Source organism: Massilia antarctica (genome assembly GCF_015689335.1).
Taxonomy (GTDB): Bacteria; Pseudomonadota; Gammaproteobacteria; order Burkholderiales; family Burkholderiaceae_D; genus Telluria_A; species Telluria_A antarctica.
On the sequence record NZ_CP065053.1, the window covers coordinates 2,524,226 to 2,549,588 of the forward strand.

At 66.4% G+C, this 25,363-nt stretch carries 21 protein-coding genes; 18 read left to right on the forward strand and 3 right to left on the reverse strand.

Annotated elements, in window-relative coordinates; all coding sequences use genetic code 11:
- Positions 1–17: 17 nt before the first annotated feature.
- Positions 18–1,166: an ABC transporter substrate-binding protein gene (locus tag IV454_RS11460; protein ID WP_206091554.1), complete on the reverse strand. Its 1,149-nt coding sequence runs from the start codon at positions 1,164–1,166 to the stop codon at positions 18–20.
- A gap of 263 nt (positions 1,167–1,429) precedes the next feature.
- On the opposite strand from IV454_RS11460, the gene IV454_RS11465 reads away from it, so the two are divergent.
- The 15 genes from IV454_RS11465 (at position 1,430) to IV454_RS11535 (ending at position 20,446) form a co-directional block, all read left to right on the forward strand.
- Positions 1,430–2,731, forward strand: coding sequence for an NCS2 family permease (locus IV454_RS11465; protein ID WP_206091555.1), 1,302 nt, complete (start codon positions 1,430–1,432; stop codon positions 2,729–2,731).
- 146 nt (positions 2,732–2,877) lie between these two features.
- Positions 2,878–4,941 carry a methyl-accepting chemotaxis protein gene (locus IV454_RS11470; RefSeq protein WP_229522193.1) on the forward strand — a complete coding sequence of 688 codons (2,064 nt, stop codon included), beginning with the start codon at positions 2,878–2,880 and terminating at the stop codon, positions 4,939–4,941.
- 43 nt (positions 4,942–4,984) lie between these two features.
- Complete coding sequence (locus tag IV454_RS11475; protein WP_206091556.1) at positions 4,985–5,857, forward strand: outer envelope protein; 873 nt, start codon at positions 4,985–4,987, stop codon at positions 5,855–5,857.
- Positions 5,858–5,934: 77 nt separating this feature from the next.
- The gene (gene yfcF / locus IV454_RS11480; protein ID WP_206091557.1) at positions 5,935–6,570 is read left to right on the forward strand and encodes a glutathione transferase; all 636 of its coding nucleotides are present in this window, start codon (positions 5,935–5,937) and stop codon (positions 6,568–6,570) included.
- 72 nt (positions 6,571–6,642) lie between these two features.
- Positions 6,643–7,113 carry a hypothetical protein gene (locus IV454_RS11485; protein ID WP_206091558.1) on the forward strand — a complete coding sequence of 157 codons (471 nt, stop codon included), beginning with the start codon at positions 6,643–6,645 and terminating at the stop codon, positions 7,111–7,113.
- A 255-nt stretch (positions 7,114–7,368) separates the two neighbouring features.
- Positions 7,369–8,634 carry an ABC transporter substrate-binding protein gene (locus tag IV454_RS11490; protein ID WP_206091559.1) on the forward strand — a complete coding sequence of 422 codons (1,266 nt, stop codon included), beginning with the start codon at positions 7,369–7,371 and terminating at the stop codon, positions 8,632–8,634.
- Between the two features lie 3 nt (positions 8,635–8,637).
- Positions 8,638–9,516, forward strand: coding sequence for a carbohydrate ABC transporter permease (locus IV454_RS11495; RefSeq protein WP_206091560.1), 879 nt, complete (start codon positions 8,638–8,640; stop codon positions 9,514–9,516).
- The gene (locus IV454_RS11500) at positions 9,513–10,376 is read left to right on the forward strand and encodes a carbohydrate ABC transporter permease (RefSeq protein ID WP_206091561.1); all 864 of its coding nucleotides are present in this window, start codon (positions 9,513–9,515) and stop codon (positions 10,374–10,376) included. Before IV454_RS11495 ends, IV454_RS11500 begins: the two co-directional genes overlap by 4 nt.
- A gap of 3 nt (positions 10,377–10,379) precedes the next feature.
- On the forward strand, positions 10,380–11,432 hold the full coding sequence (locus IV454_RS11505; protein ID WP_206091562.1) for an ABC transporter ATP-binding protein: 1,053 nt from the start codon (positions 10,380–10,382) through the stop codon (positions 11,430–11,432).
- Between the two features lie 93 nt (positions 11,433–11,525).
- Positions 11,526–12,548, forward strand: a complete 1,023-nt coding sequence (locus IV454_RS11510) for a LacI family DNA-binding transcriptional regulator (protein ID WP_206091563.1) — start codon at positions 11,526–11,528, stop codon at positions 12,546–12,548.
- 417 nt (positions 12,549–12,965) lie between these two features.
- On the forward strand, positions 12,966–15,452 hold the full coding sequence (locus tag IV454_RS11515; RefSeq protein ID WP_206091564.1) for a glycoside hydrolase family 3 protein: 2,487 nt from the start codon (positions 12,966–12,968) through the stop codon (positions 15,450–15,452).
- On the forward strand, positions 15,449–15,619 hold the full coding sequence (locus IV454_RS11520) for a hypothetical protein (protein WP_307730219.1): 171 nt from the start codon (positions 15,449–15,451) through the stop codon (positions 15,617–15,619). Before IV454_RS11515 ends, IV454_RS11520 begins: the two co-directional genes overlap by 4 nt.
- 177 nt (positions 15,620–15,796) lie before the next feature.
- Positions 15,797–16,459, forward strand: coding sequence for a DUF4142 domain-containing protein (locus IV454_RS11525; RefSeq protein WP_206091565.1), 663 nt, complete (start codon positions 15,797–15,799; stop codon positions 16,457–16,459).
- A gap of 94 nt (positions 16,460–16,553) precedes the next feature.
- Positions 16,554–17,504 (forward strand): AEC family transporter, encoded by a 951-nt coding sequence (locus IV454_RS11530; protein ID WP_206091566.1) that lies wholly within the window; start codon positions 16,554–16,556, stop codon positions 17,502–17,504.
- 95 nt (positions 17,505–17,599) lie between these two features.
- Positions 17,600–20,446 (forward strand): GGDEF domain-containing protein, encoded by a 2,847-nt coding sequence (locus IV454_RS11535; RefSeq protein ID WP_206091567.1) that lies wholly within the window; start codon positions 17,600–17,602, stop codon positions 20,444–20,446.
- On the opposite strand, the gene IV454_RS11540 is transcribed toward IV454_RS11535, so the two are convergent.
- Positions 20,443–21,054 carry an FMN-binding negative transcriptional regulator gene (locus IV454_RS11540; RefSeq protein ID WP_206091568.1) on the reverse strand — a complete coding sequence of 204 codons (612 nt, stop codon included), beginning with the start codon at positions 21,052–21,054 and terminating at the stop codon, positions 20,443–20,445. The genes IV454_RS11535 and IV454_RS11540 overlap by 4 nt on opposite strands.
- A gap of 1 nt (position 21,055) precedes the next feature.
- Positions 21,056–21,520, reverse strand: a complete 465-nt coding sequence (locus IV454_RS11545; RefSeq protein WP_206091569.1) for an OsmC family protein — start codon at positions 21,518–21,520, stop codon at positions 21,056–21,058.
- A gap of 108 nt (positions 21,521–21,628) precedes the next feature.
- Here IV454_RS11545 and pdxR point away from each other — a divergent pair, with 108 nt between their 5' ends.
- From pdxR to mnmC1, 3 genes are read left to right on the forward strand one after another with little or no spacing between them, the layout of a single operon-like run.
- The gene (pdxR, locus tag IV454_RS11550; RefSeq protein WP_206091570.1) at positions 21,629–23,104 is read left to right on the forward strand and encodes a MocR-like pyridoxine biosynthesis transcription factor PdxR; all 1,476 of its coding nucleotides are present in this window, start codon (positions 21,629–21,631) and stop codon (positions 23,102–23,104) included.
- Between the two features lie 14 nt (positions 23,105–23,118).
- On the forward strand, positions 23,119–23,685 hold the full coding sequence (locus IV454_RS11555; RefSeq protein WP_206091571.1) for a DNA-3-methyladenine glycosylase I: 567 nt from the start codon (positions 23,119–23,121) through the stop codon (positions 23,683–23,685).
- A 4-nt stretch (positions 23,686–23,689) separates the two neighbouring features.
- Positions 23,690–25,330, forward strand: coding sequence for an FAD-dependent 5-carboxymethylaminomethyl-2-thiouridine(34) oxidoreductase MnmC1 (gene mnmC1 / locus IV454_RS11560; RefSeq protein ID WP_229522194.1), 1,641 nt, complete (start codon positions 23,690–23,692; stop codon positions 25,328–25,330).
- Positions 25,331–25,363 lie beyond the last annotated feature (33 nt).

Here is a 25,363-nt window from a genome sequence, read left to right on the forward strand (position 1 = left end):
CGCGCTACGCGACGCTGTTACAGCGGTGCGCGCACGATTGCGCCTTTTTTCCAGATCGCCATCAGGGCGCTGCTCAGGTTGACGCCTTCGTGGTCGTCGTCCGAAAACGGCGTTTTGTAGGTCGCGATCGCGCCCGGCACCGGGGTGCTCAGTTTTTCCAGCGCGGCCTTGATCTTCGGGCCCTCGGTGCTGTTGGCCTGGCGGATGGCGGCGGCCAGCAGCAGGATCGAATCGTGCCCGCCCGCGACAGCGGTCGGATTGGTGAGGCGCGGGCGCTTGTATTCGGCGCGGTAAGCCGCCTCGAACTCGCGTCCCGACGCCGAGCTGGCGCCTTCCACGAACGTCTGCGGCGAGATCGCCCCTTCGGCATGGGCTCCGGCCACATTGATGAAGGAATCGGTGGCATTCGCCCACGAGCCGATGATCGGCAGGTTCATCCCCATCTTGGCGCCGGTGGTGGCGATATGGCCCTGTTCGGTGCCGATGCCATACACCAGCAGCACTTGCGCCCCGGCTTCCTTGGCCTTGGCCAACTGCGCCGACATGTCGGTGTCGCCGACCTTGAAGCTGGCCTCCAAAACGGCCTTGACGTCGTGGGTCAGCAACTGCTTGACCATGTCGTCGTGCCCGCCCATGCCGTAGGGCGTGGTGTCATGCAGCAGCGCGATTTTCTTGTAGCCCTTCTTGACCGCGTAATCGACCATCATCTGCGCCTGCAAGGTGTCGGACGCTTGCACGCGGAAGGTGTAGTTGCCTTCAGGCGCGTTCTGGAAGGCCTTGGTCAGTTTGGTGCCGGCCGAGGCGGGCACGATATTGGGCAGCTTGGCCGCCTGCATCACCGGCTGGTAGGCCAGCACTACGCCCGTGTTCACGCCGCAGGAACAAGCCACCACACCTTTCGAGAGCAGGGTTTTCATGTTCTGCGCCGCGTTTTCCGGCTTGCTTTCGTCGTTGATCTCGACCAGCTCCAGATTGCGTCCCAGCACACCACCACGGGCATTGATGTGCGCGACCGCCAGACGCTGGCCGTCGCGCACCGCCAGGCCGAGCGGCGACGATCCGCCCGTCAGCGGCAGCATGGCGCCGATCTTGATGGTCTCGGCGGCCAACGTGGCGCTGCCGAGGCACAGCGTCACCGCTGCGAATGCGATATGGCTTAGTTTCATGCGTAGTCCTTTTCCTTCTGGTCGGGTGAGAGGCAAACTGCTGATGTTAAGCAAACGGATAGCGTTTATGGCAAGGGCGCTTTAGTTTAAGGCAAATTTGCGTTGCTGCAACAGTTAACTGTTGTATTTGCGCCAGCCATATGCCGGATCGGATAGCGCTTATGCGCAACTCATACGGTTCAGCCGCGAGCAGGTAGGATACGGTCGCAGACGGCACCCCGGCCGCCTTCATTCCCCATGCATAATCACCAGGAGAGACCATCTTGTCGTTACTTGAAAACCATTTCAAACTCAAGGAAAACGGAACCGACGTCCGCACCGAGTTGCTGGCCGGGCTGACCACCTTCCTGACGATGGCCTACATCATCTTCGTCAATCCCTCGATCCTCGGCGACGCCGGCGTGCCCAAGGATGCCGTGTTCGTGGCCACCTGCCTGGCGGCCGCCCTCGGCAGCCTGATCATGGGCTTGTACGCCAACTATCCGATCGCGCTGGCACCCGGCATGGGCTTGAATGCCTATTTCGCCTACGTCGTGGTCAAGCAGATGGGCTTGTCGTGGGAGGTGGCGTTGGGCGCGGTGTTCATTTCCGGCTGCCTGTTTCTGCTGGTGAGCGTGTTTCGCCTGCGCGAACTCATCGTCAACGGCATTCCGCCCTCGATCCGGGTCGCCATCACGGTCGGGATCGGCCTGTTCCTCGGCCTGATCGCGCTGCGCAACGCCGGCATCGTGGTGGGCAATCCGGCCACCCTGCTCGGCGTGGGCGACTTGCATGCGGCGCCCGCCCTGCTGGCGATCACCGGCTTTTTCGTGATCGTCGCCCTCGACAAGCTCAAGGTCAAGGGGGCGATCCTGATTGGCATCCTGCTGGTCACCGTGCTCAGCTTTTTCTTCGCGGGCAATCAATTCAAGGGCGTGGTCTCGGCCCCGCCATCCCTGGCGCCCACCCTGTTCAAGCTCGACATCATGGGCGCGCTCTCGGTCGGCATCCTGAACGTGGTGCTGGTGTTCTTTCTGGTGGAACTGTTCGACGCCACCGGCACCCTGATGGGCGTGGCCAGCCGCGCCGGCCTGCTGGTCAACGGCAAGATGGCGCGCCTGAACAAGGCCCTGATGGCCGACAGCTGCGCCATCGTGGCCGGCGCCACCCTGGGCACCTCGAGCACCACGGCCTACATCGAAAGCGCGGCCGGGGTCCAGGCCGGCGGGCGCACGGGTCTGACCGCGGTGGCGGTGGCGATCCTGTTCCTCGGCTGTCTGTTCCTGTCGCCACTGGCGTCGGTGGTGCCGGCCTACGCCACCGCGCCCGCGCTGCTGTACGTGGCCTGCCTGATGCTGCGCGAACTGGGCGAGATCGACTGGAACGACACCACCGAAAGCATTCCGGCCGCGATTGCCGCGCTGACGATGCCGTTTACCTACTCGATCGCGATGGGCGTGGCCTTCGGTTTCATCTCGTATGCCGTGCTCAAGCTGATGACCGGGCGCTGGCGCGAAGTCAAGGCGGCGGTGTGGGTGATCGCGGGGGTGTTCCTGTTCAAATTTATCTATCTCGGCGCCGGCTGAATAGTTGCGTGTTTGTCCAGCTTCCGACAGGCACGCAACACTTCCCGGGGCGATAACACGCGCGATTGCGTTTGGTCTTGACCTGACGCAAGCCAGACAGGACTATGTTCTTACGTTGTGACTGCCTGTCACCGAAAGGACACCCCTTGACCTTGTTACGCCACCTCTCGATCCAAAAGAAATTGATGTTGAGCATGGCAGCCTGTCTGCTCCTGTTTGTCGTCATTTCCTCCACCCTGAGCATCACCATGACCGGGCGCGGCATCCGCGAGCGGGTCGTCAACCAGGAATTGCCGTCCGTGATCGGCGAAATCCGCAACGACGTGCTGCGCCAGATCGCCGTGCCGCTGGCGACCTCGCTGGCGCTGGCCAACAACACGTATGTGCAGGCATGGGAAGCGGAGGGCTTGCCCGACAGCGGCATGCAAGCCTGGAAAGCCTACGCCGGCCAGATCAAGGCGAAGAACAAGGCCGCCACCGTGTTCTGGATTTCCGATACGAGCGGCAAATACATGACCGAACAGGGCTTGAGCCGCACCCTGGACAAGGCCGCCGGCACCGATCAGTGGTTCTATGGCTTCCTGGCCAGCGGCAAGCCCTACACCCTGGACCTGGACAAGGAAGTCGGGTCGAATGAATTCATGCTGTTCATCAATACCCGCGCCGAGGCGCCGGGCGGCAAGCTCGGCGTGGCCGGCCTGGGCCTGTCGGTGACCGCCCTGGCCGACACCATCCGCGCCTACCGCATCGGCCAGTCCGGCTTCGTCTCGCTGGTGCGCGCCAACGGCCTGGTGCTGGTGCACCGCGATGCCGCCCTGGCTGACGGCAAGCACTATCTGAAGGATTTGCCGGGTTACGACGAGGCGCTGAGCAAGACCTTGCTGGGCGGCGCCAAATTCACCCATGCCGAAACCGACCTCGGGGCGGCGCGGCGCATGGTGGTGTCGTCCTTTGTGCCGGAACTGAATATGTATGTGGTGGCCGAAGTGCCGCAAGCCGAAGTGCTGGGCAATGTGGCGCGCGACGCCACTATTTCGGCCCTGGTGGCGGCGCTGATCGGCGGCGGCATCGGCCTGTTCGTCATTTACCTGATCAGCCGCGCGATCGCCGGTCCGGTGGCGCGCGCCGCCCACATGCTGAGCGACATCGCCGGCGGCAACGGCGACCTGAGCCGCCGCATGCCGGTCGAAAGCGGCGACGAGGTGGGCGAACTGGCCGAGGCCTTCAACCGCTTCGTCTCCTCGCTCAACCTGACCATCAGCCAGGTGCGCGGCAGCACCGAAACCATCGCCGCCGCGTCGAGCGAAATCGCGGCCGGCAATATGGACCTGTCGGGGCGCACCGAAGCGCAAGCTTCCAGCCTGGAACAAACCGCGGCCGCCATGGAACAGATGACCTCGACCGTGAAGCAGAATGCCGAGAATGCCAGCCAGGCCAATCAGCTGGTCGTGTCCGCCTCCACCTACGCCGTCAAGGGGGGCGAAGTGGTGGGGCAGGTGGTCAGCACGATGGGATCGATCACGGACAGTTCGCGCAAGATCGCCGACATCATCGGCGTCATCGATGGCATCGCCTTCCAGACCAACATCCTGGCCCTGAACGCGGCCGTGGAAGCGGCCCGTGCCGGCGAGCAGGGACGCGGCTTTGCCGTGGTCGCGTCCGAAGTGCGCAACCTGGCGCAGCGCTCGGCGGGCGCGGCGCGCGAAATCAAGACCCTGATCGACGACTCCGTGCAAAAGGTCGATGCCGGCAGCCGCCTGGTGGACGAAGCCGGCGTCACCATGCACCAGATCGTCACCTCGGTGCAGCAGGTCGCCGACCTGATGAGCGAGATCGCCGCCGCCAGTTTCGAACAGAGCCAGGGCATCGGCCAGATCAACCAGTCGATCAGCGCCATGGATGACGCCACCCAGCAGAATGCCGCGCTGGTGGAAGAAGCGGCGGCGGCGGCCGCGTCGCTGCAGGACCAGGCCGCCAACCTGGCCAAGGTGGTCAGCGTGTTCAAGCTCGACGAGAGCGCCACGCCGCTGGCCGCGCCTGCCGCGCCGGCGCGGCGCGTGCCCGCCACCCGCGCCGTGGCGCGCGCGCCGGCGCCGCACCAGGCCGCCAAGCCCGCCGCCAAGCCGGGCAGCAAGCCGACGGGCAAGCCGCCCGCCAAGCCGCCGGCCAAAGCCGCCGCGCCGGCCGGCGACGACTGGGAAGAATTCTGACCGCCGTCCATTTGTTTTCGACACTCTCAACCACGGGACCATCATGACCGCAACCATCCTGCGCCGCCTTCCCGCGGCCTGGATCCTCGCCACGGCCAGCCTGGCTGGCGGCGCCGTCCAGGCGGCCGACTGGAGCGACACGGCGATCAGCTGGCGCACCGGCAACCGCTTTCGCGAACCCTTCAACCGCGACAATGTTGGCAAGAACATTTTCGCGCTGACCCATGCCAGCGGCTACCAGTACGGCAGCAATTTCTTCAACCTCGACATGCTCGTTTCCGACAGCAAGGACCCCGGTTCGCTGAACCAGACCGACGGCGCCCAGGAAGCCTACCTGGTGTATCGCCACACGCTCGACATCGGCAAGCTGCGCGGCGCCCCCGTCAAATTCGGCCCGGTGAGCGGCGCCGGGGTGACTGTCGGTTTCGACTGGAACGCCAAGAACGACGTCGGCTACAACTCGCGCAAGCGGATGCTGGTGGCCGGCCCGACCCTGATGTGGGACGTGCCGGGCTTCCTGTCGACCAGCCTGCTGCTGCTACGCGAGAGCAATGCGCCGAGCGGCGCCTTCCCGCCGATATCGAACGTGCGCGGGCGCTACACCTACGACCTGCATCCTATGCTCACGGCCAGCTGGGGCATCCCGGCCGGCGAGCTGTGGTCCTTCGAGGGCTTTGCCAACTTCATCGCTTCGAAGGGCAAGAGCGAAACCGGGGCCGACACCGGTGCCGAAACCAACATCGACATGCAGCTCATGTTCGACGCCGGCGCCGCGATGGGCTACAAGAAGCGCACCTTCCGCGTGGGCCTCGAATACCAGTATTGGAACAATAAATTCGGTAACACCTCGGCGACCACGGGCGGGCAGGGCTACCGCGCCAAAACGCCGATGGTGCGGGTGGCCTACCACTTCTGAGGGGGCAGCTACAATCTTGCAATCTTTGCTATACCATGGTTGGCTCGTTTCTTACTTTTTCACTACCGGAGCCCATCATGCAAGAGTTGATCCTGTACGTCGACAGCCGTTTCACCAGTCCGTGGGCGCTGTCGGTGTTCCAGACACTGACCGAAAAGCAATTGCCGTTCACCCTGCACACGGTCGACCTGGACAAGGGCGAGCAGCAGCAGGCGCCTTTTCGCGACCTGGGCCTGACCGGACGTGTTCCACTTTTGGTGCACGGCGATCTGAGGCTGGCCGAGTCGAGCGCCATCGTCGAGTATCTGGAAGAAGCGTTTCCGCCGCCGGCCTGGCAAGCCGTGCTGCCGGGCGGGTTGGAACAGCGTGCCCGCGCGCGCCAGGTCATGGCCTGGCTGCGCAGCGACCTGATGGCCCTGCGCGCCGAGCGCTCGACCGAAGTGGTGTTCTGCGCGCCGACACAAGCGCCGCTGACGGCGGCCGGTCAGGCTGCCGCGGATCGCCTGACCGGCATCGCCGAGCGTTTGGTGAAGGGCGAGCACCTGTTCGGCGAATGGTGCATCGCCGACAGCGAGCTGGCGCTGGCGCTGAACCGCTTGATTTTGAACGGCGATCCGGTGCCGGAACGCCTCAAGGCCTATTGCGCGGCGCAGTGGCAGCGCGACAGCGTGCGCCAGTGGGCGGCCAAGCCGCGCGGCCAGGCAAGAGGGTAACCCGGGGAAGTCGGCGGCAAGGATTGCGCTGAAATCCATCGGGCTGTATATTGTTGCCGAAAGGGAGCAGCAATGGAAGAGCGACGCAAGAATCATGCAATGGCCGCGACGGTGGAGAAGGCAATCCTTCTCAAGGACACCGTATCGGTTCACCAAGCCGCAATTTACCTGGCTTCGGGCGGGGTGCCGCTCGACGTGACCGGGCGCGTCCTCACGACCCCGTACCGGCGCGGCATGGTGCGTTCCGGGGTCAGCGACGAGGCGTACACCATGCTGCCCCCCACGCCCGTGGCGCCGCCTGTACACGCGCCTGCCGCCGCTCCCGCGCCCGCAGCTGCTCCCCCGGCCGTGGCCGCTCCCACTCCCAACCCTGTACCGCCGCCGGCCGCCCAGGCGGCCGCTCCCGCGCTCCCGCAACCCCTGCGCGATGCCGAGGCCGCGCAAGACATGGTCACGGTGCCGCAGATGGTGCCGGGCACGCCACCGACTGCCCGTTCATCCTGGCGCGACATCATTCATTCCGCCGGACCCACTTTCCGTTAGCGCCAAGGCCCGGTTTTTGGGGCCGGCTGTTGTGAAACGTTAACAAAATCGCGCTGATTTTCATCGTCGCGTCCTGCGCCGGCGACCCAGGCTGCGCCAGCCTGGCCGCTCGCATTCCGGGTGACGCTGTGGTGCACTGTTAATTCGTTGACACCTAAAATCGATGGGTGTTATATTCGTGTGCTTGCGATGGTAACGTTTCCAATCCGGCGTTACCCCGGCGAGCGGACACAGATCCGCACACAAGGAGACAGGATGCACAGAGCACACAAGCTGGCGCTGGCGGCAGCGCTGGCGCTGGGCGCCTGCGCCATGGCGCACGCGGCCGGACCTCAAGCCGAACGGCCGAAGGCCGGCGCGCCCCGGGCCGAGGTCATTCACTGGTGGACCTCGGGCGGCGAATCGGCCGCCGTCAAGACCATCGCCAACGCCTACCGCGCCGCCGGCGGGGTCTGGGTCGACACCGCCGTCGCCGGCAACGAGCAGGCACGCGCCGTGGCTGTCAACCGCATCGTCGGCGGCAATCCGCCCGCCGCCGCCCAGTTCAACGCCTCCATGCAGTTCCTCGACCTGGTCGAGCAGGGCATGCTCAACCAGGTCGACGACATCGCCGCCACAGAGCGCTGGGACAGCACCCTGCCGGCGCCCATCCGCGACGTCATCAAGGTCAAGGGCCACTATTACGCGGTCCCCTTGAACGTCCACATGCCGACCTGGATCTGGTATTCCAGGGCCGCCTTCAGACAAGCCGGCGTCGCCAAAGAGCCGGCCACGATGGACGAACTGTTCGCCGCGCTCGACAAGCTGAAAGCCGCCGGCCTGATACCGCTGGCGCACGGCGGCCAGTCGTGGCAGGAAAATATCGTCTTCATGGCGGTGCTGGCCAATGTGGGCGGCAAGGACCTGTACCTGAGCGTGTTGCGCGATCGCGACCCGCGCGCGATCGCCTCCGAACCGTTCAAGCAGGTGCTGCTGGCGTTCAAGCGCCTCAAATCGTATGTCGATCCCGGCTCGCCCGGGCGCAACTGGAACGACGCCACTGCGCTGCTGGTGAGCGGCAAGGCCGGCGTGCAGATCATGGGCGACTGGGTCAAGGGCGAATTGAATGCGGCCAAACTCACCGCCGGCAAGGAGTATGGCTGCATCACCGGCTTCGGCCCCAGGGCGCCCTTCCTGATCCAGGGCGACGCCTTCATCTTCCCCAAGAGCGCCAACGCCGATACCGTCAGGGCGCAAAAGCTGCTGGCCGGCGTGATGGTGGCGCCAGCGACGGTCGCCGCCTTCAACCGGGTCAAGGGTTCGCTGCCGGTGCGCGCCGACCTCGACGCCTCCGCGCTGGACCCCTGCGCCCAGGCCGCGCTGGTGGTGATGAAAGACCGCACGCGCCACGTCGGTAACGGCGAGGTCTATCTGACACCCGACCAGAACGGTGCGCTGGTCGACGTGCTGACCGCGTACTGGAACACCGCCATGGCGGTCGAAAAGGCGCAGAAGAATATCGCCGCCGCCCTGAAAGGCTGACCGATGCGCATCCGCCACCCGTTGCGCCGGGTCATTCCCTTTGCCGCGCTGCTGCCGATGGCGCTGACGGTGATCGTCGGCTACCTCGGCACGGTGCTCTGGTCGCTGCACATTTCGCTGACCAACTCGCGCAGCTTCCCGTCCGACACCTTTGTCGGCATGGCGCAGTACACGCGCCTGTTCGAGAACGAACGCTGGCTGCTGTCGCTGCATAACCTGGCGCTGTACGGCGTGCTGTTCATCGGCGCCTGCCTGGTGATCGGCTTCCTGCTGGCCGTGTTCATCGACCAGAACGTGACCGGCGAAGGTGTGCTGCGCACCGTCTTTCTGTATCCGTATGCGATGTCGTTCGTGGCCACGGGGCTGGTCTGGCAGTGGATGCTCACGCCCGGCAACGGCATCGAACAGGCGGCGCACCAGTTCGGGTTCGCCGGTTTTTCGTTCGACTGGATCGTCGACCAGGACATGGTCATGTACACGGTCGTCATCGCCACCGTGTGGCAGGCCTCCGGCCTGGTGATGGCGATGATGCTGGCCGGCCTGCGCGGCATCGACGGCGAAATCTGGAAGGCCGCGCGGCTCGACGGCATTCCCACCTGGCGCGTGTATGTGTCGATCGTGCTGCCGATGATGTGGCCGACGATTGCCACCGTGCTGCTGCTGCTCGCGACCGCCGTGGTCAAGCTGTTCGATGCGGTCGTCGCCATGACCCAGGGCGGTCCCGGCACGGCCAGCGAAGTGCCGGCCAAGTTCATCATGGACCACCTGTTCGGGCGCGCCAACATCGCCCTGGCCTCGGCCGGCGCGGTGGTGCTGCTGGTGCCGGTGCTGGCCATGCTGGCGCCGTACGCGTATGCGCGCAGCCGCAAGGGGCGTGCATGAAGCGCCTTTCGCACTTCAACCCGGCGCGCATCGGCGTCTATGCCTTCTTGATCAGCGCCGCGCTGTTCTTCCTGCTGCCGCTGTACGTGATGCTGGTCACCTCGGTCAAGCCGATGGAAGAAATCCGGCTCGGGAACATCTTCGCGCTGCCGCTGCAAATCACCTTGCAACCCTGGAGCGACGCCTGGAGCGGTGCCTGCACCGGCGCCTCGTGCGAAGGCATCCGCGGCGGCTTCTGGAATTCGGTGGCGATCACGGTGCCGAGCACGATCCTGCCGATCCTGATCGGCGCCCTGAACGGCTACGCGCTGTCGTTCTGGAAGCCGCGCGGCGCATCGACCCTGTTCGCGATCCTGATGGTGGGTGCCTTCATTCCGCTGCAGGTGATGATCTATCCGCTGGTGCGGGTCCTGGCCGCCTTCGGCCTGTTCGGGTCCCTGCCGGGCATCGTGGTGGTGCACATGATCTTCGCGATGCCAGTCATGACCCTGCTGTTCCGGAACTACTATGCGGCCATCCCGCACGAACTGTTCCAGGCCGCGCGCATCGACGGCGGCGGCTTCTTTCGCATCTTTATCCACGTGATGCTGCCGATGTCGCTGCCGATCATCGTGGTGGCCGCGATCATGCAGGTGACCGGCGTGTGGAACGATTACATCCTGGGACTGGTGTTCGCGGGGCGCGACAACGCGCCGATGACGGTGCAGCTCAATAACGTGATCAACACGACCACCGGCACGCGCCTGTACAACGTCAACATGGCCGCCACCATCCTCACGTCGCTGGTGCCGCTGGCGATCTATTTCATCTCAGGGCGCTGGTTCGTGCGCGGAATCGCCGCCGGCGCGGTAAAAGGGTAATCCATGTCGAATGTCTGTGTCCGCAAGCTGTGCATCACCCTCGGTGGCAACGAGATCATCAAGGACCTCGACCTGGCCGTGGAGGAGGGCGAATTCCTGGTGCTGCTGGGGCCTTCCGGCTGCGGCAAATCGACCCTGTTGCACAGCATCGCGGGGCTGATCGAGGTCAGCGCCGGGACGGTGGAAATCGGCGGCGAGGACATGACCTTCGCCGACCCGAGCGAGCGCCATATCGGCATGGTGTTCCAGTCGTATGCGCTGTATCCGACCATGACGGTAGAGAAAAACATGTCGTTCGGGCTGCGCATCAACGGCACGCCCAAGGCGGAGATTGCGCGCCGCATCGCGCGCGCCGCCGAGATGCTGCATCTCGAACCCCTGCTGTCGCGCAAACCGGCGCAGCTGTCGGGCGGGCAGCGCCAGCGCGTGGCGATCGGGCGTGCGCTGGTGCGCGAAGCGGGCGTGTTCCTGTTCGACGAACCGCTCTCGAACCTGGACGCCAAGCTGCGCGCCGAACTGCGGCGCGAACTGAAACTGCTGCACCAGACCTTGCGCTCGACCATGATCTACGTGACCCACGACCAGGTCGAGGCGATGACCCTGGCCACCCGCATCGTGGTCATGCGGGCCGGTAAAATCCAGCAGATCGGCGCCCCGGCCGACGTCTACGAACGCCCCGCCAACCTGTTCGTGGCAGGCTTTCTCGGTTCGCCATCGATGAACTTCATCGATGGCGCGATCGACCTTGAGGGCTGCTTTGCTGGCAAGGGCTTTCGCCTGGAAGGGGGCGCCGTGGGTGCGGCGGCCGGCCAGGCGCTGGTGCTCGGCATCCGTCCCGAGCATATCCGCATCGGCGCCGACGGCGCCTTGGAGGGCACGGTGGCGCTGGTCGAACCGATGGGTAACCACCAGATCGTATGGATCGCCAGCGCCGGGCAGCAGCTCTCGGCCATCGTCAACGACACGCGCGTGTTCGCGCTGGGCGAGCCGGTGCGCTTCGCGGTCGACGCCGCGCGCGTGTCGCTGTTCGACAAGGCCAGCGGGCAGCGCCTGTGAGTTTTTCCTGGGTGGGATCCTCCAGGCATGCATGATGCGCGGTTTGCGGTATGCTTTCGCTGTGTTTACTAATCTGACCGATCAAAGGAAGTCGTGGCCAATATCAAAGACGTAGCACGCCTTGCCGGCGTTGGGCTGGGAACCGCGTCGCGCGTCGTCAGCGGCAAGGGCTCGGTCTCGCCCGCGACGCTCGAACGGGTCAAGAAGGCCATCGCGGAACTCGATTTCCGTCCGTCGCACGCGGCGCGCTCGCTGTTGTCCGGCACCTCGCAGATGATCGGCGTGTACATTCCCGTCCTCAAGGGCACCTTCTACACCCCGATCCTGCAATCGATCGACACCGCGCTGCGCGCCGCCGGCCTGCACATGGTGGTGGCATTCGGGGTCGGCTCGGGCGATGCGCGGCGCCAGGCCATCGAAGGCATCGACTTCCTGATGGAGCGCGGCTGCGATGGCCTGATCCTGCTGACCAATCACCTGTCGGACGACGACATCGCCGCGCTCGGGCCCAAGCAGTCTCGCGTGGTGGTGCTGAACCACTGCTTCGCCAGCATCGCCGAGCAGTGCTTTTCGGCCGACCATACCGAGGGTGGCATCGCGGCGGCGCGCGCGTTGCTGGAGCACCGGCACCGCAAGATCGCGGTGATCGCCGGACCATCCACCTCGCCCGACAACGTCGACCGCATCGCCGGCTTCATGGGCGAACTTGAGCGCAACGGCATCAACACCGAAAAAATGTGGGTGGCCGAGAGCGATTTTTCGCCCGAAGGCGGCTGGGCCGCGGCGGCCGAACTGGTCGCCTCGGGACACAAGTTCACGGCGCTGTTTTGCGCCAATGACGAAATGGCGGTCGGTGCGCTGTCGTACTTCCAGGATGTGGGGCTGTCGGTGCCGGGGGACGTGTCGGTGCTCGGTTACGACGATACGCCGAGCGCGCAGTTCTCGGCGCCGCGCCTGACGTCCGTGCACATCCCGTGGCGCGACGTGACCCTGAGCGGGCTCAATGCGCTGCTCAACCGCTGCTACGGCAGCGCGCATCCGGTGGAGCGCGATTTTCCGATCAGCGTGACCGTGCGCGCCTCGCTGGGCAAGCCGGCCAAGCGCCGCGCCGAGTAGGGGAGGAGGCGGCTGCGCCGCTTGATCGTTACTCCCACGATCATTGCAACCACCACCGTCACCGCCATCACCTCCACCACCGCCGTCACCGCCATCACCTCTACCACCGTCGTTCGCGCCCCCCGTCGTTCCTGGCACTGCCAGAAACGACTTCCCGCGCAGGCGGGAACCCAAGTTTATTGAGCCGCCTCTAGCTGCGCTACGAACTTGGGTTCCCGCCTGCGCGGGAACGACGGCGATGGCGACGATGACGACGACGGCAAACGCGTGAATTACGCAATCTTATGATTGACAAAATCTCTTCATCGTCGCACTATTGATCTTCGATTGGGAGCGTTTCCAATTTATGACAGCAGCAGATCGGGTCCTGGCACCGGTGTTCACCGGCAGGCATTTCCACTTTTTCGCACCGATACCATGATCAAGAATTCCTGCCTTATCGCAGCCGTCGCGCTGCTGCACGCGAGCCATGCCGGCGCCGCTCCCAAAACCCTGACTGACTGGCCGCGCGTGCGCAGCGCCATCGCCCCGGACGCCACGCTCGAAGCGAAAGTCGCCGGCATCGTGGCCGGCATGAGCCTGGCGCAGAAGATCGGCCAGATGACCCAGCCCGAGATCAAGGCCATCACGCCCGAACAGGTGCGCGAGTTTTACATCGGCTCCGTCTTGAATGGCGGCGGCAGCTGGCCGAACGGGAACAAGTACGCCACCCCGGCCGACTGGGTCGCGCTGGCCGACAAGTTCTACGACGCCTCGATGAGCACCGACATGAAAGTGAAAGTGCCGGTCATCTGGGGCATCGATGCCATGCACGGCAACAGCAATGTGTACGGCGCCACCCTGTTCCCGCACAATATCGGCCTGGGCGCGGCGCACAACAAGAAGCTCGCGCTGCGCATGGGCGAGGCGGTCGGCAAGGCGGTGCGCGCGACCGGCATCAACTGGGTGTTCGCGCCCACCCTGGCGGTCACGCAGGACGATCGCTGGGGCCGCACCTACGAGAGCTTTTCGGAAGATCCGGCACTGGTCAACAGCTACGCCGGCGAATACGTGCGCGGCATGCAGGGCAATTTGCGCGACGACGCCAACGTGATCGCCACCGCCAAGCACTTCATGGGCGACGGCGGCACCGACCAGGGCAAGGACCAGGGCATCACCAAGGCCACGCCCGCGCAAATGATGAACATCCACGGCGCCGGCTACTACAGCGCGCTGGAAGCGGGCGCCCAGACGGTGATGGCGTCGTTTAACAGCTGGAACGATGTCTCGTCCGGCAAGGATTACGGCAAGGTCCATGGCAGCCGCGAACTGCTGACCGATATCCTCAAGACCAAGATGGGCTTCGACGGCATGGTGGTGAGCGACTGGGACGGCATCGGCCAGGTCAAGGGCTGCCGCAACGACAGCTGCGCCCAGGCGATTAACGCCGGCATCGACATGGTGATGGTGCCGATCGACTGGAAAGCCTTCATCGCCAACACCATCAAGCAGGTGCAAGCGGGCGAGATTCCGATGACGCGCATCGACGATGCCGTCACCCGCATCGTGCGCGTGAAGATGCGCGCGGGCCTGTTCGGACAAAAGCCGTCGGCCGGCATGTACGCCGGCAAGCCGGAGGCGCTGCAGGCACGCTCCTTGGCGCGCCAGATGGTGCGCGAATCGCTGGTGCTGCTCAAGAACGACCGCGCAACGTTGCCGCTTCAGCGCGGCAAGAAGATTCTGGTCGTGGGCAAAAGCGCCGACAGCCTGTCCTTGCAGACCGGCGGCTGGTCGCTGACCTGGCAGGGGACCGATAACAAGAACAGCGACTTCCCGAACGGCGACACCATCCTCGCCGGCATCCGCGAAGCCGCCGGCGCCGCCAACGTGACCTACAGCGCCACCGCCGAAGGGGTCGACGTGGCCGCTTTCGATACCGTGGTGGCGGTGATCGGCGAAACGCCGTACGCGGAGTTCGGCGGCGACATCGGCCCGTCCGGCACCCTGCGCCACAGCGGACGCTATCCGGAAGACCTGGCCGTGCTCAAGGCCGTCGCCGGCAAGGGCAAGCCGGTGGTCACGGTGCTGGTGTCGGGCCGCGCGCTGTACACCAATGACCTGATGAATCTGTCCGACAGTTTTGTCGCCGCCTGGTTGCCTGGCTCGGAAGGCAAGGGCGTGGCCGACGTGCTGTTCAAGGGCGCCCATGGCTTCACGGGCAAGCTGTCGTTCTCGTGGCCCAAGTCGATCTGCCAGGCCACCGTGAACGTGGGCGGCGCCGATTACGCGCCGCTGTTCAAGACCGGCTACGGCCTGACCTACGCCAGCCGCCAGCAAGTCGGCCAGCTCGGCGCCAGCTACGCTGACGGCGGCTGCGGCGTGACCAATCTGTATCCCGTATTTAACCAGTCCGACCGCGCCACCTGGCCGCTGTACGCGGTGGTGGGCGACAAGCGCAGCGCGCTCGGCGCCGACTTGAACAACGCGTTCACCCAGTCCGGCGTGAAGATCGAAACGTCCCAGGTCAATACCCAGCAGGATGCCAAGAGCGTCACCTGGAGCGGCCCTGCGCGCCTCGAAGCGCACGGCGCCAAGGCCGTGGCCTTGCCGGCCTTCGCCACCAAGGATGGCGCGCTGCAGTTCGATACCATCGTCAGCACCGCGCCCGCCGGGAAGGTGTTGGTGTCGATGGACGGCGCCGCGCTCGACCTGACTGCGGTCTTCAAGGGTCTGGTGGGCAAGGCCAGGCAGACCGTCAAGATTCCGCTCGCCTGCTTCACGGCCAGGGGCGTCGACCTGGCCAAAGTAGAAACGCCGTTCGCGGTGGCCAGCGACGCCGCTTTCAGCGCGGCCTTTGCCAATATCGAAGTGGCCGGCGGGGCGGCGCTCGACAAGGATGCGCTCAAGTGCGAGGAGCTGAGGTGAGCGATTGGCCGCGTCTTCTGGCCATCGTCGGCGGCGCGCTGGTGCCGCTGGCGCAAAGCGTGCTGGCCGATGCGTTCGGCGTGCAGCTGTCGTTCCTGGTGCCGGCCGCCTGCTACCTGTTCGTCATCTATTACGGCCTCAAGTACGCCGCGATGTACCAGCGCTGATCCTCGCTTGCCGCCGTCCAGCACCGCCGCTTGCCGGCGGTGTTTTCATTTGGGGATGCCATTCGTCATCTTCATCATTCGGATGAGGCCAGGGTGAACTTGCGGGGCCGGCGCACTGTCAAAAAGTGACAAGTGCTCGCGCGCGGGCTTCAATCCCAACCTCATCAGGAGATCGACATGCTCAACAAGAAACCAGTAAAAGGACTGATCGGCATTTGCGCCGCGGCTGCGCTGTGCGCCACCCTGGGCGTCCAGGCCCAGACCACCGGGACGCAGTCCGGCAGCCAGGGCGGCGGCGGACAGACCGGCACCCAGGGCAGCACGGCCAGCGGCGCCGGCGGCAGCGGAACCGGCACCATCAGCAGCACGGACCGCAAGATCGTCACCGACCTGGCCATGGCGAACATGGCCGAGATCGAGGTGGCGCGCACCGCCCAGGGCAAGAGCCAGGACGATCAGGTCAAGAAATACGCGCAGCAAATGATCGACGACCATACCAAGGCGCTGAACGAGGTGCAGCAACTGGCGCAGACCAGGGGCATCACCTTGCCCGCCACCCTGGACCGCGCGCACAAGGCCAGGGCCGACAAGCTGGCCGCGCTGTCGGGCGATGCCTTCGACCGCGCCTACATGGCGCAGGCTGGTGTGGCCGAGCACAAGAAAACCCACGGCATGCTGACCCGGGCGCAGGCGCGCGCCAAGGATGGCGACGTCAAGGCGCTGGTAATGCGCATGACGCCTACCGTGGAACAGCATCTGAACGCGGCGCAGGAGTTGCACGGCAATAAAAATACCGCCATGGGCAACTCCAGAACGGGGACGGAGAAGTCGGGACAATAGGCAAAGCGGGCAAGTCCCGCGCGCGAATGCTGTCGATGCCGGCGGCGGGAGGGTGGCGAGCGCGAGCTGAGCGGTAACGCTACAATGACCATTCATGCTCGCCATCCTCGCCATTACCTTTCCGTTTTTCGCCTTGGTCCTGTGCGGCTACCTTGCCGTGCGGCGCCACTTGCTGCCGCAACTGGCCATTCCGGGCCTGAACAGCTTCGTCCTGTACTTCGCCTTGCCGTGCCTGCTGTACCGCTTCGGCTCGACCACGCCGCTGACCCAGCTGCTCGATGCCGGGCTGTTCGGCGTCTACCTGCTGTGCGCGCTGGCGACGGTGGGCCTGGCCATGCTGGTTACCCTGCGCCGCGCCGGCTGGAACGATGGCGCCTTCGGGGCGCTGGTGGCCGCCTTTCCGAACACCGGCTTCATGGGTGTGCCGCTGCTGCTGGCCCTGCTCGGGCCGCGCTCGTCCGGGCCGGTGATCGTGGCGCTGGTGGTCGACCTGGTCATCACAACGTCGCTGTGCATCGCCCTGTCGCGCCTGGGGCCGGCAGGCGGGCAGAGTAGCGCGGCCGCCCTGCGCAATGCCCTGGCCGGCATGCTGCGCAACCCCATGCCGTGGGCTATCCTGCTCGGCGCGCTGGCGTCCGGCGTGGGACTGGTGCTGCCCGCGCCACTGATGAAGACCGTCGGCCTGCTGGCCGACGCCGCCTCGCCGGTTGCCCTGTTCACCATCGGCGCGGTGCTGGCGCGCTCGCAGATGAATGCCAGCGGGGCCACCGCGCTGGCCGATGTTGTCCCGATCGCCCTGATCAAGCTGCTGATCCACCCCTTGTTGCTGCTCGCCATAGGCCACGCCGCCATTGGCCTGGGCATTCCCATCGATCCGGCCGCCCTGACGGTGCTGGTGCTGGTCGCCTGCCTGCCCAGTGCCAGCAACGTGGCGCTGCTGACCGAGCGCTTCGGCGCCGACACGGGCCGGGTGGCGCGCATCATCCTGGTATCGACCGCGTTGTCCTTCCTGAGCTTTTCGGTAGCCGTATCGTTGCTTATATGAAATATTTACGACTTCTGATAGCCTGTTTGTGAAATAATAAGGAGCATGTCCCATCGACGGTGTGGCGGCACATTCTGGGGGTTCGATTGCTGGAAATGTTTGCAGTGGAGCAGGATCTGATTCGGCTGGAAGAGGAGCTTTCTTCCCAGTACGGTGTCGCGCGCGTCAAGCCGATGCTGGCGCTGGCCTGGCATTTGCGCCAGCGCGACCCCGCGCGCGCCCGCTCGCTGGCGATCGACGCCGCGCCTCTGCTGACCTTGCTTCCCGAACCCGAGCGCCGCCTTGAACTGGCGCGCTGCCAGCTGATCGATGGCGAAGCAGCCTGGCTGGCCGGCCAGCTCGACACGGCGCGTACCCTGGCCGACGCTGCCTGGGCCGAGTTCCACCGCCAGGACGACTCCATCGGCAGCGCCGACGCGCGCTGGCTGCGCGCCTGGATCGAGGTCGATCGCGGCAATGCCGCCGCCAGCGACGCCGAATTGCTGGCCGCCGCGCACGATGTGTGGCGCGCCGGCGACCGCCTGCGCGCCGACGTGATCGACGCCGCCGCCGCCCTGTTCGCGGTATTCCGCAATCTGCACTCGGCCAATGAACACTGGGGCAAGCGCTTCGACCCCGCCGAAAAAGGCTTGCATCCGGCCGCCGCCGGCTGGATCAACGATTATCTCGGCACCTCGGCCTTCCAGGCCAGCGATTTCGGGCGCGCCATCGGCCTGTTGATGAACACCTTCGAGGCGGCGCTGGCCACCGGCCAGGTGCGGCGCGCGATCAACGTCGCCACCAATATCGGCAACGCCTTCACCAGCCTCAATGCGCATCACGCCGCGCTCGAATGGATGCAGCGCGGGCTGGATCTGGCGCGTCCGACCGGCTGGCCGATGAGCATCGGCCTGGCTCTGATGCAGACCGCCGAAACCTTGCGCCAGCTGGGCCAGCGCGAAGCGGCGCTGGAACTGCTGCACGAAGCGCTGGCGACCTTGGCGCCCATGTCCGGCTCGCGCGCCTACGCCATCGCGCTCGAATACGAGGGCGACCTGGCGCTCGACGGCGGCGACTATGCGGCGGCCCTGGCCAGCTTCGCACGCCTGGAGGCGCGCGGCGAAGCGCTGCACCAGGCCGATTTCCAGAGCGGCGCGCGGCGCGGCCAGGCGCATGCGCTCTCGCACATGAACCGCCCTCGCGATGCGCTCGACAAGGCTGCGGCGGCGCTGGCGCTGGCGCGCGAACACGGCGACGCCTACAACCAGATCGCCGCGCTCAAGGTGCTGGCGGAGATCCACGCGCGCCACCGCTTGCCCGGCCCCGCGCTGCTGGACGCGCCCAGTCCCGCGCTGCATTACCTTCAGCAGGCCATGGCGGTGGCGGCCACCATCGACGGCTACACGGTGCCGGGCGACCTGTACGACGCCGTGGCGCGTGAATACGCCAGCGTCGGCGACTATCCGCAGGCGTACGACATCGCACTGCGCGCCGGCGCCGCGCGCGACAAGACCCATAGCCAGGAAGCGACCAACCGCGCCGTCGCCATGCAGGTGCAGTACCAGACCGAGCGCGCCAAGACCGAGGGCGAGCATCACCGCCAGCTCGCCGCGGCCGAAGCCAAGCGCGCCGAGGTGCTGCAGCAGACCAGCGCCACGCTCGAACACCTGTCGGCCATCGGGCAGGAAATCACCACCCATCTGGACGCCGCCGCCGTGTTCCGCGCGCTCGACCGCCACGTGCACGGGCTGCTCGACGCCACCCACTTTTCCGTCTTCCTGATCGATCCGGACGGCAGTTCGCTGCGCTGCGCGTTCGGGGTGGAAGCGGGCAAGGCGCTGCCGGCCACCTGCTTTTCGCTGACCGACGAACATGCCAATTCGGCGCGCTGCGTGCGCGAGCGGCGCGAAATCCTGCTCCACCTGAACGCTGGCGACGACATGCCGAACCTGATCCCGGGTACCCTGCCGACACTGAGCCTGCTGTTTGCGCCGCTGCTGATCGGCGAGCGGGTACTGGGTGTGATGACGGTGCAGTCGCTGCAGCCCAGCGCTTATCACGAACGGGAGCGCCTGATTTTCCGCACCTTGTGCGCGTACGGCGCCATTGCCCTCGATAACGCAGGCGCCTATTTGCAGGTGGCGGCCACGCTCAAGGCCCTGAGCGCGACCCAGGCCCAGCTCCTGGACAAGAACGTCGAACTGGAACTGGCTTACAAGGCGCTGGAAGAAGTCAGCCTGACCGACCAGCTGACCGGCCTGCGCAACCGCCGCTTCTTCCTGCAGCATGTCGACGCCGACGTGGTCATGAGCCTGCGCGGCTACGACGACCCCTTGCGCCACGGCGCGCCGGAACGCGAGAATGCGCCGGGCAAGGACCTGGTGTTCTTCATGGTCGACCTGGATCACTTCAAGGAAGTCAACGACCGGTATGGTCACGCCGCCGGCGACGCGGTGCTGGTGCAGATGCAGGAGCGCTTGCGCGAAGTGTTCCGCGAGTCCGATTACCTGATCCGCTGGGGCGGCGAGGAATTCCTGGTGCTGGCGCGCGCCACTCATCGCGACGACGGGAAAGTGGTGGCGGAGCGCATCCGCGAGGCGGTCGCCAACCGCGACTTCGTGCTGCCCGACGGGACGGCACTGCGCAAGACCTGCTCGATCGGATTCGCCTGCTTTCCGTTCGTGCAGGAAGAACCGCGCCTGTTGTCGTGGTCCGAAGTGGTGGAGCTGGCCGACCAGGGCCTGTACCTGGTCAAGCGTTCGGGGCGCAATGCCTGGGCCGGCATCTACAGCACGCCGGAGACGCGCCACGACGGGGTTTTCTCGCGCCTGATTCATTACCTCGAACAGGCGCTGGCCGACGGCGAGGCCAGGCTGGTGACCAATATCGACGAGGTGCAGGTGGCAGCCGGCGCCAAGACACGGCGCCTGGTGCTCGCCGCCGATAAAGTGACGCCGCGCTAGGCCGAGCGCCGCTCCATTTCCCGCGCCATCGGCGCATCCATCGCCGCCGTGATGGTTCGCTGGTCGTTCTGCGAGCGGTTCTGGCTCACCTTCCACGTGCCCTGTATGCGCTCGATGGGGATCTCGATCCCGACGATCATCGTCAGCAGCCGGTCGATGAAATCGGGCGGTGCATCGTCCACAGACCAGGGCACCGCCTGCGCCGCTTCGTGGCGCGCGGTGAGGCGGCCGAGCAGCGCGAGTATCCACGCCGGGTCTTCGATGGCGCGCAGCCTGCCGTGCGCGTGCACCACCGCGTAGTTGTAGGTCGGGACCACTTTGCCATTGATTTTCTTGTCTTCGTACAGCGCTGGTGTGATGTAGGCCGACGGCCCCTGGAACACCACCAAGGTGTCGCCGTCGTGGCGCCAGAGCGGATTGGCGCGCGAGACGTGGGCGCGCAGGATGCCGTACGGCGCGTTCTCATCGCCGGCATCGATCTCGAACGGAATGTGCGTGGCGTCGAGACCGCCGTCGCCGTGCGTGATGATGGTGCCCAGCGGGTGCGCGTCGATCAGGCCGAGCAGCAGCGATGGACGGATTTCGTCGAAGCAGGAAGGGCGATACATGTCATGCACTCCCTTCGATGACCACGTCGGCCTTGATCGAGTTGGCGATGTAGCACTGCGCGTGGGCGGCGTGGTGCAGGGCGTCGAGTTGGGCGGCGTCGGGACGCGTGCCGTCGGCGAAGCTGATCGCGGGACGCAGCACGATCCGGGTCATCGCCATCTTGCCGTCGGCGTTCTTGTCCAGAGTGCCGACGGCGTGGTCGCGGTAGTCGTCCACCACGTGGCCGGCGCGCGCCGCCAGCGACAGGAAGAACAGCATATGGCAGCTCGATACCGAGGCGACCAGCGCTTCCTCGGGGTCGAGGGCGGCCGGGTCGGACATCGGCAGCGCCACCGACAGCGGCGAGGAGGAAGCGGGCACGCGCAGGCCGCCGTCGAAGGCCCAGGCGTGCGCGCGGCTGTAACGGTTGTCCAGGAATGGCTGCGTGCCGCGCTGCCAGGATAATTGTGCTTCGAATTGCTGCATCTTGCGTGGCTCCGGTGGTGATTGGGTGGACGTTGATCTTATGCCCCGCTTTGGCTTGCTCAAATATCCAATTCACGCGATTATGTGAAGACCAATCACCGGACTGCCATGCTCGTTACCGATATCCTCGCCGCCTTGCCCCTTGCGCGCGGCACGCCAGACCCCCTGTTCCGCCAGCTCTACGCGCAGATCAAGGAGGCCGTCCTGCGCGGCACGCTCAGCGCCGGCATGCAGCTGCCGCCCACGCGCGAACTGGCGCGCCTGCTCGCGGTGTCGCGCCAGACGGTGCTCAACGCCTACGACCAGCTCAGCGCCGAAGGCTACCTCGATGGCGCGGTCGGCAAGGGCACCTTCATCAGCGGCTATCTGGCGCAGGCGACACCCGCAGCGGATGCCACGCACGCCCCGATGCGCCCCCTGTCCGCGCGCGGCGAGGCCTACGCCACGGCCATGGAAAACGTCGGCTTCCATCGAGGGAAACTGCGTCCTTTCCGCGTCAGCATGCCTTCCCTCGAGCTGTTCCCGTTCGATGTCTGGAGCCGGTTGGAGGGGCGGCGCTGGCGCCACCCCGACCACCACATGGGCTACAGCGATCCGGCCGGCTACGCGCCGCTGCGCGAGCTGCTGTGCGTCTACCTGCGCGCTTCGCGCGGCGTGAGCTGCACACCGGAACAGGTGATCATCACCTCCGGCTCGCAACAGGGCTTGTTCTTGCTGTCGCAACTGCTGCTCGCGCCGGGCGACCAGGTGTGGGTGGAGTCGCCCGGCTACCAGGGCGCCAGCGCGCCGCTGTTCGCCGCCGGCGCGCGCGTGTGCACGGTGCCGGTGGGCGCCGACGGCATGGACATCGCCTACGGCATGGCCAACTATCCGGACGCGAAAATGGTGCTGGCCACGCCCTCGCACCAGTTGCCGCTCGGGGTGACCATGAGCTTGCAGCGCCGCCTGGAGCTGCTGCGCTGGGCCACCAGCCAGCGCGCCTGGATCATCGAGGACGATTACGACAGCGAATACCGCTACACCGGCCCGCCGCTGGCGTCCCTGCAAAGCCTGGACCGCGCCGGCTGCGTGCTGTACGTCGGCACCCTGTCGAAGGTGCTGTTTCCCGGCCTGCGCCTCGGCTACATCGTGGCGCCGCCGGCGCTGGTCGAGCCAATCGTGCGCGCCAAGGCGGTAATGGACCGCCACACAGCCATCGTGCCGCAGATGGTGCTGGCCGACTTCATGGCGGACGGCCATTTCGGCCGGCATATCCGGCGCACCCGCGACGCCTACGCCGAACGGCGCGCCGCGCTGCTGGCCGCGATCGACGCGCGCCTGGGCGAGCGGGTCGTGGCCGGACCGTCCGACGCCGGCCTCGATCTGGCCGTGCATTTCCGGCACGGCCACGATGAGGCCACAGTGGTGGCGCGGGCGCTGGAACTGGGCGTCGAAACGCGTGCGCTGGCTTATTATGCCAACCGCATGGCCACGCCCGCGTGCGCGTTCGCACCGGGCCTCCTGCTCGGGTTTTCGTCGCTCACGCCAGCGCAAATCGTCGAGGGCATCGAGGTACTGGCGACGGTGCTGAAAGCGCCGCGTTGATCTATACTTGCATCATGACTACTCAACGCTGCTCCTGGGCCAGATCGGCCAATCAACGCTACCTCGACTACCACGATCACGAGTGGGGCGTGCCTTGCCACGACGAGAACACGCTGTTTGAAATGCTCAACCTAGAAGGTGCCCAGGCGGGCCTGAGCTGGGAGACCATCCTGAACAAGCGCGATACCTACCGTCTCGCTTTCGACAACTGGGACGCCGAAAAAATCGCGCGCTACGATACTGCCAAGGTGGCTGCGCTCCTGGCCGACCCGGGCATCGTGCGCAACAAGCTCAAGGTGGCCGCCGCCATCACCAATGCCCAGGCCTACCTGCGCCTGCGGGCCGAGGGCAGCTCGCTCGACGCCTATCTGTGGGCGTTCGTCGACGGCAAGCCGATCGTCAACCACTACCAGGTCGGCGAAAGTTTGCCGGCCAAGACCGAGCTGTCGGACCGGGTGTCGAAAGACTTGCTCAAGCGCGGCTTCAAATTCGTCGGCTCGACCATCGTCTACGCGTACATGCAGGGCATCGGCATGATCGACGACCATGGCGCGCAGTGCTTCCGCAAAGAGCGGCGCTGATGCCGTGAACTGGCAACCTGCCTGGGGCGGACGCACCCATTTCGTCATATTCGACGCCGCCTACGGCGACGGCGCGGCCTTTCAACAGACCTTGCACGCCTGGCGCAACGACCCGCGGCGGCCCGCGCGCCTGCATTACATTGCGCTGGCCAACGAAGCGCTGCCGGGCTTTCGGCGCATCCCGCAAGTGGAAGACGCGGTCACGCTCGACCTGCTCACCGCGCCGCTCGACAGCGCGCTCGAACAACTGAGCGCGCGGCTCGATGCCATCTGGCTGCGCGGCGCCGCTGACGCCGGCACCCGCTTTGCCCACGCGCTGGGCAAGCTGGCCGAACCCGGCGCGCTGCTCGACGCCGACGGCCTCCCGCACGCGCAGATGGCGACCCTGGCGCGCGCCGGCTTTGCCTGGGAGCCCGGGGTGCAGCGCGCCGTTTTCGCCAGCCGCCGTCCGCAGGCCGCGCCGGCGCCGCCGCGCGCGCGCCACGCCATCGTGATCGGTGCCGGCCTGGCCGGCGCCGCCGCCTGCGAACGCTTGTGCGCGCGCGGCTGGAAGGTCACCCTGATCGAACGCCACGCGCAGCCCGCGCGCGAAGCGTCCGGCAACCTGGCCGGCATCACCATGCCGCTGCTCTCGAAAGACGACAACCTCATGACGCGCCTGTCGCGCGCCGCCTTCCTGTATGCGCAAGCCTACTGGGACCGCATCGGCGGCAACGACATCGACAGCGCCCGTTGCGGCGTGCTGCAACTGGCGCGCGATCCGGCCCATGCCGACGTCCAGCGCGCCATCGCGGCCAGCCGCGCCTGGCCCGCCGATTTCGCCGAATGGCTGGAAGCGCCGGCGGCGGGCGAGTTGCTTGGCGCCCCCGCGCCGGACGGCGCCTGGCTGTTCCGCCAAGGTGGCTGGGTACGCCCCGCCAGCGCCTGCGGGGCCATGCTCACCGCCTGCGGCGATGCGCTGGTGCGCCGCTTCGGTGCCGGCAAGGTGACATTGGAGCAGCGCGGCGCCGGCTGGTGCGCCATCGACGTGGCCGGCGAAGTGCTGGCGCAAGCGCCGGTGGTGGTGCTGGCCAACGGCACCGGCGCGGCCGACATGCCGCTCGCCGCCGGCCTGCCCTTGTCTCCCGTGCGCGGCCAGGTCACCCATCTGGCGCAGGGGGCGGCGCCGGCGCTGCCCTTCGTGCTGTGCCGCGAAGCGTATCTGACGCCGGCCGTGGGCGGCTGGCACAGCCTGGGCGCCAGCTACGACGACGATGCCGATCCGGCCCTGCGCCAGGACAGCCAGGACGAGAACCTGGCCAAGATCGGCGCCATGCTGGGCGACCTTGCCCTCGGGCGCGCTGCGCCGCTGCAGGGACGGGTCGGCTTTCGCTGCGTTGCGCCGGACCGCATGCCGCTGGCGGGCGCCTTGCCCGACCCCGACGCGGCGAGCCGCATCGAGCGCCTGCGCGACGTGCCGCGCCACGCCGGTGTGTACGGCTTGCTGGGCTATGCCTCGCGCGGCCTGACCTGGGCGCCGCTGGCGGCCGAACTGCTGGCCGCGCAGTTGAACGGCGAGCCGCTGCCGCTGGAGGCCGACCTGGTCGCGGCCCTCGATCCGGCCCGTTTTCTGTTGCGCGAACGGCGCCGTGGCGAGGTAGGATAGCGAACCGGGCAGCGTCATCCGGTTATAATTGGT